5 protein-coding genes and 1 rRNA gene are annotated in these 5,525 nt (G+C 56.9%); 3 read left to right on the forward strand and 3 right to left on the reverse strand.

Annotation, left to right across the window (positions count from 1 at the left end):
• The first annotated feature begins 187 nt into the window (after positions 1 to 187).
• A 5S ribosomal RNA gene (gene rrf, locus GBC55_RS29460) occupies positions 188 to 303 on the forward strand.
• Between the two features lie 197 nt (positions 304 to 500).
• On the opposite strand, the gene GBC55_RS29465 is transcribed toward rrf, so the two are convergent.
• From GBC55_RS29465 to GBC55_RS29475, 3 genes are all read right to left on the reverse strand, one after another.
• Positions 501 to 1,508, reverse strand: a complete 1,008-nt coding sequence (locus GBC55_RS29465) for a FecR family protein (RefSeq protein ID WP_162441154.1) — start codon at positions 1,506 to 1,508, stop codon at positions 501 to 503.
• On the reverse strand, positions 1,505 to 1,705 hold the full coding sequence (locus tag GBC55_RS29470) for a hypothetical protein (protein WP_162441155.1): 201 nt from the start codon (positions 1,703 to 1,705) through the stop codon (positions 1,505 to 1,507). Before GBC55_RS29470 ends, GBC55_RS29465 begins: the two co-directional genes overlap by 4 nt.
• 99 nt (positions 1,706 to 1,804) lie before the next feature.
• Positions 1,805 to 2,515, reverse strand: coding sequence for a GntR family transcriptional regulator (locus GBC55_RS29475; RefSeq protein WP_162441156.1), 711 nt, complete (start codon positions 2,513 to 2,515; stop codon positions 1,805 to 1,807).
• A gap of 202 nt (positions 2,516 to 2,717) precedes the next feature.
• Here GBC55_RS29475 and lapG point away from each other — a divergent pair, with 202 nt between their 5' ends.
• Together lapG and lapD are read left to right on the forward strand one after the other, a co-directional pair.
• Positions 2,718 to 3,410, forward strand: coding sequence for a cysteine protease LapG (lapG, locus tag GBC55_RS29480; protein ID WP_162441157.1), 693 nt, complete (start codon positions 2,718 to 2,720; stop codon positions 3,408 to 3,410).
• A gap of 14 nt (positions 3,411 to 3,424) precedes the next feature.
• On the forward strand, positions 3,425 to 5,371 hold the full coding sequence (gene lapD / locus GBC55_RS29485; RefSeq protein ID WP_162441158.1) for a cyclic di-GMP receptor LapD: 1,947 nt from the start codon (positions 3,425 to 3,427) through the stop codon (positions 5,369 to 5,371).
• The last annotated feature ends 154 nt before the right edge of the window (positions 5,372 to 5,525 follow it).

Genomic DNA, 5,525 nt, shown 5'->3' on the forward strand with positions numbered 1-5,525 from the left:
TCCCGAACTCAGTAGTGAAACGATGCATCGCCGATGGTAGTGTGGGGTTTCCCCATGTGAGAGTAGGTCATCGTCAAGATTAAATTCCGAAACCCCTGTTTGCTAACGCGAACAGGGGTTTTGTTTTAGTAGAAGTCACCAATTTTCACCTGCACGTTGCTGCTGCAACGGGCCGGTCACAGAATTTCTTGACGACCATAGAGCATTGGAACCACCTGATCCCATCCCGAACTCAGCAGTGAAACGATGCATCGCCGATGGTAGTGTGGGGTTTCCCCATGTGAGAGTAGGTCATCGTCAAGATTGAAATTCCAGAACCCCTGTCTGCTAATGCAGACAGGGGTTTTGTCGTTCAGGGCCATTGGAAAGTGGCTAACTGAAGCACAGACCTAGATGGCCTGAAAGTTAGAACTGAGCTTACTGTCGCCGCGACATTAAGTTCTTCCTCCAAGTAACAGAAGTTGAGGCGCCGGGCTTACACGCAAACCCCGCAAAACAATTCAGACTTGCCGCTCGATAGTCACCCACCAACGCGTGCGATATCGCACCTTAACAGGCAAGGTTTGCGCAAGGACAGTGAGCAACTTGTCGGTATTGTCGAGTTGGAAACCCCCCGAAAGCCGAAGATCGGCAATGTCCGCCGCACAGCTCATATAGCCGGTACGATAACGGCCAACCTCATGAAGAAAGTTATCGAGGCGCATGTTGCGAGGCACAATCAGACCGTCAACCCAGGCACCGGCGTCCATATCCAGTGCCGGTGCCAACCTCGCCTGGCGGTGATCAATCAAATAGCTCTGCCCGGCAAGCACCTGTATCGGTCCTCCATTGCTGGCAATCGGCGAATGAATGGCAACCCTGCCGGCAGTCACACTGAGCTGGGTACAGACTGGCCCCTGAAGAAGTATGAAGCGTGCATCAACCCCTTCGAATACACCATGGTGACTTTGCACCCGTAAGGGACGATCGAACGAAGCGCCTTGATCAATCCCGCCGCAGGTGATGATGATTTCCCCACGAGTCAGCTTGATCAGTCGCTGTTGCGGTGTGTAGTCGAGATCCACCGCACTGGCGGTATTGAGTTCCAGCCGCGTGCCGTCCGGCAGCTGGAAACCCCGCCGTTCTCCAGTGTTGGTCGCGAAGTCGGCGGTCCACTGTTGCCAACCTGCTACGTCTTTGCCCATCCACGCGCCTGAACCTATCAGCAAGGCGCCAGAGAACATTTTTAGAGCTTGGCGTCTCCCCAATCCGTGAGCGCTGTTTTCCAGCGTATCCAGGGCACCCGGTACCGCAGGAAAGTTGTTACTCAACTCCGCCTGCAGGGTTTTCACCCTTTGCCAAGCCAACTCGTGTTCCTGATGCTCTGCCCGCCATACATCACATTGCTGACGCAGGCGGGCATTAGCAGCATTGTTGCGTAGGCGAAGCAGCCAATGGATGGCTTGTTTGACGACCTGCTGCCGAGGCTCGACATGTCGGCGCTGCGACGCGTTATCCATAGGCGTCATGCGCTGTACCGCAACGCATCGCAGTGATAGAGCGCATCGGCGACAAGGCGCTCCTCTGAGCGCAGGGACAAGCCCATTTGCTCTTGGGCCAGGTCCGCGACGTCGGCAGAATCGCCAAGGCGAGCGAGCAGCCACGAGATGAGCCATCCGTGATGACTGCTGTAAAGCGTCTGTACTGCCAGCTCAGGGGAAAACATGGATGCGACTGCTCGGACGTCACAAATGATAATTAGTCGCATTGTCTTCAAGGGTGGGGGAATTTGCAACTGCTGGCAGTATTACCCTCATTTCGCACGTTACTTCGAGGTCTTCTGATTCTGCGACTCAGGATTGTTGAGGTAACGCGTGATGACCTCGACAGCCCGATTGAGGTGGTGCTCAAGCAGTTTCACGGATTCTTCGATGTTCCGGTCTTCCACCGCCCGCAAAAGCGCCCGGTGATCCTCCTGCGACAGCTCACCCAGGTTCATGGCTTCCAGGTTGAAGCGTAGAAAGCGCTCCTCTTCGTTCAACCCGTCTTCGACCAATCTCAGGAGACGGCGATTAGGCGCTTTACCATACAGTGCCATGTGGAAAAGACGATTCAGCCGGCCGATCTCGGTGTAGTCGCTTTCGGTTTCCAGATCATCAATATGACGCGCGGCCTGTTGAAAATCCTCGAGGGTAAGCAGGGGGATGGACAGGCGCAGCGCTTCGGACTCCAGCAGGATGCGCAGCGCGTAGGTTTCAACGGCGTCACCTTGGACCAGAGGCGCGACCACAGCCCCTTTGTGAGCAATCACGTTAAGCAGCGATTGCGCTTCGAGCTGACGTAACGCTTCGCGAACCGGCATGCGACTGACACCGAAAAAATCAGCAAGATCTTGCTGGCGTAATGCGGTACCGCAGGGAATACGTCCATCAAGAATGGCGGCGCGCAACGTCTCTTCAATGACCGATCGCGCCAAGTGCGCGGGAATCGGCCCATTGATCTTGATGCTGGCGAGAGGGTTGAGCTTCTGTGTCACAACGCACCCTGAATAAATTGTATGAATGATTGGATCCAAACTGACACTAGTGACTGCCTCTCAGGTTGTCAAACCAACAAATTCGACGCACCACTCTAAAAAGTTTAGCGCGTCATCAGTGATCTCATCGTGCCATTGTCTTTTAGCGGGCGAACCTTCACCATTCAACCGAATTCCACCTGCCTGATCTGGATGCCACGCATTGGCGGCACGTTTCGCGATCCCTAGGACATTGCGCTGGCTGTCATGCGCCCTGGTGCTGGCCAGTATCATGCTGGGCGGGCTGCATGCCGATTGGGATTTCTCGCTGATCAGTCGACGCGCCCAGGCATTGTACGGCCCGTTGGGTGAAGGGCAGCAACGCATTGATGCCTGGCAGCATTTATTGGCGACGCAAAAGCAGGTCGGGGAGCTGGAACAGCTCAATCTGGTCAACCAGTTCTTCAACAAGAGGGTGCGGTACGTAGAAGATATCGACCTGTGGCACGAGGTCGATTACTGGGAAACGCCAATCCAAGCCTTGTGGAAGGGTGCTGGAGACTGCGAAGACTACGCCATCGCGAAGTATTTCAGCCTGCGCCATCTCGGCGTTTCCAGTGATAAGTTGCGCATCACCTACGTCAAGGCATTGCGCCAGAATCGGGCACACATGGTGTTGACCTATTACTCAAGCCCCGAAGCCATGCCGCTGGTGCTCGACAGCCTGATCGATGCAATCAAGCCCGCCAGCCAACGAACCGACTTGCTGCCGGTCTATTCTTTCAATGCTGAAGGGTTGTACCTGCCCGGCACCAAGGGCAACAAGAAGGTCGGTGATACCAAGCGCCTGTCCCGCTGGCAGGATGTGTTGAAGAAAATGCAGGCCGAAGGTTTTCCGGTCGAGACGACTAACTAGGAGCACGCGCTCAGATGTCCTTGTTCAAACAGCTGTTGATCGCTATCTGTCTGTTCCTGGTGGTCGCCTTCACAGGCAGCTTCATGGTGAGCCTGGAAAGTTCGCGGACTCAGTACGTCAACCAGTTGCGCTCACACGCCCAGGACGCCGCGACGGCGCTCGCGTTGTCCCTGACGCCGAACATCGATGACCCGGCGATGGTCGAACTGTTGGTGAGCTCTATCTTCGACAGCGGCTACTACGCGAGCATCCGGGTCATCGACGTCAGCAACGACAAAGTCATCGTCGAGCGCAGTGGCATTCCTGCGGTGAACAACGTGCCGGACTGGTTCGTCAGACTCATCGGCCTGGAACCGGCCGGCGGCGATGCAATTGTCAGTCGTGGATGGGAACAGGCCGCGCGGGTCGAGGTCGTCAGCCACCCCATGTTTGCACTGGCCAAGCTCTGGCAAAGCGCGCTGGGCAGCCTCGGCTGGCTGCTGATCTGCGGCGCGGTGAGCGCTGTTCTCGGCGCGCTGTTGCTGCGTCGGCAATTGAAACCGCTGGACTACATGGTCAAGCAATCCCATGCCATTGCCCGTCGTGAGTTCCTCAGCCTGCCGGACCTGCCGCGTACCCCTGAATTGAGACGTGTCGTGCAGGCCATGAATCAGATGGTCGAGAAGCTCAAGGCGCTGTTTCAAGAACAGGCCGAGCGCAGCGAAAAGCTGCGGATCGAGTCCTATCAGGACAACCTGACCGGATTGGCCAACCGACGTTACTTCGAGATGCAGCTGAATGCGCGAGTGAGCAATCCGGAGCAGGCAAGCTCTGGTTATCTACTGTTGTTGCGGGTCACGGACCTGGCCGGATTGAACCAGCGCCTGGGCGGCCAACGCACCGATGAATTGTTGATGGCAGTCGGCGAGCAGTTGTCTCGCGAGTGCGCCAAGTACCCTGAAACGCAGAACCTCGTCACACGAATTCGTGGCGGCGAGTTTGCCGTGTTGGCCCCAGGCTTGGTGCGTGAAGAGGCGCTGCAACTGGCGCGCAATCTCGACACTGCCTTGGCGAGCCTGCATGCGACGGGCGCCACCGACGTTGCCTCGGTTGCCACGATCGGGTTGGCGCCGTTTGTTCATGGAGACTCCCCTCAAGCAGTCATCAGCCTGGCGGATCAGGCATTGGCGCAAGCCGAAGGACAGGGCGAACAGAGCTGGGCTTGCCTTGACCACAGCGCGTCGTCACGCGTGGGCGACGATCATCACGCTTGGCACAATTTGCTGGATCAGGCATTGGTGCAGCGGCGTTTCCAGCTGTACTTCCAACCGGTGGTCGCCAGCCAGGACCCGCAGTTGGTACTGCACTACAAAGTGCTTTCGCGTTTGATCGACGATGAGGGCCACACTATTCCCGCCGGGCGTTTCCTGCCCTGGCTCGAGCGCTTTGGCTGGACGGCACGCCTGGACCGTCTGATGCTGGAATTGGTGCTTGCACAAATGGACGGCCACGAAGAATCGCTGGCGCTGAACCTGTCTTCAGCGACGCTGGCGGACCCGCAGGCGCTGAACAAAGTCTTCGAGATTCTGCGCGCGCATTCCAATCTGGGACCACGGTTGACCCTGGAAATCGGCGAGGAACAAATTCCCGAACAAGCCGTGCTTGAAAAGCTGACGCAACGACTGCGAGAGTTGGGGTTCTCGCTCAGCCTGCAGCGCTTCGGCGGACGCTTCAGCATGATCGGCAACCTTGCGCGGCTTGGGTTGGCGTACCTGAAGATCGATGGCAGTTACATTCGGGCGATCGATCAGGAAGGCGACAAGCGTCTGTTTATCGAAGCTATTCAGCGCGCAGCCCACAGTATCGACCTGCCGTTGATCGCCGAGCGCGTCGAGACCGAAGGGGAGTTGTCGGTGATTCGCGAGATGGGACTTTATGGGGTTCAGGGCCAATTGTTCGGTGAGCCCAAGCCCTGGCAGTAAGGTTTACAAGCAAAAAAGATCGCAGCACGGTGTAGTGGTTCAGTTTTTTTAAACCATCCCGTAGGAGGATTAAGCCGCCTGTTGCTCGAACAGCGCAGGCGGCAAGTGGTTCGAGGCGGAGTGGCAACGGCGATAGTTGTAATGCGAGATGAAT

It is taken from the genome of Pseudomonas sp. TNT3, assembly GCF_010095445.2.
Taxonomy (GTDB): domain Bacteria; phylum Pseudomonadota; class Gammaproteobacteria; order Pseudomonadales; family Pseudomonadaceae; genus Aquipseudomonas.

Excerpts from the sequence above, each read along its gene's own strand:
- GBC55_RS29465 (WP_162441154.1), bottom strand. The coding sequence starts at position 1,508 with ATGACGCCTATGGATAACGCGTCGCAGCGCCGACATGTCGAGCCTCGG.
- GBC55_RS29470 (WP_162441155.1), bottom strand. The coding sequence starts at position 1,705 with ATGTTTTCCCCTGAGCTGGCAGTACAGACGCTTTACAGCAGTCATCAC.
- lapD (WP_162441158.1), top strand. The coding sequence starts at position 3,425 with ATGTCCTTGTTCAAACAGCTGTTGATCGCTATCTGTCTGTTCCTGGTG.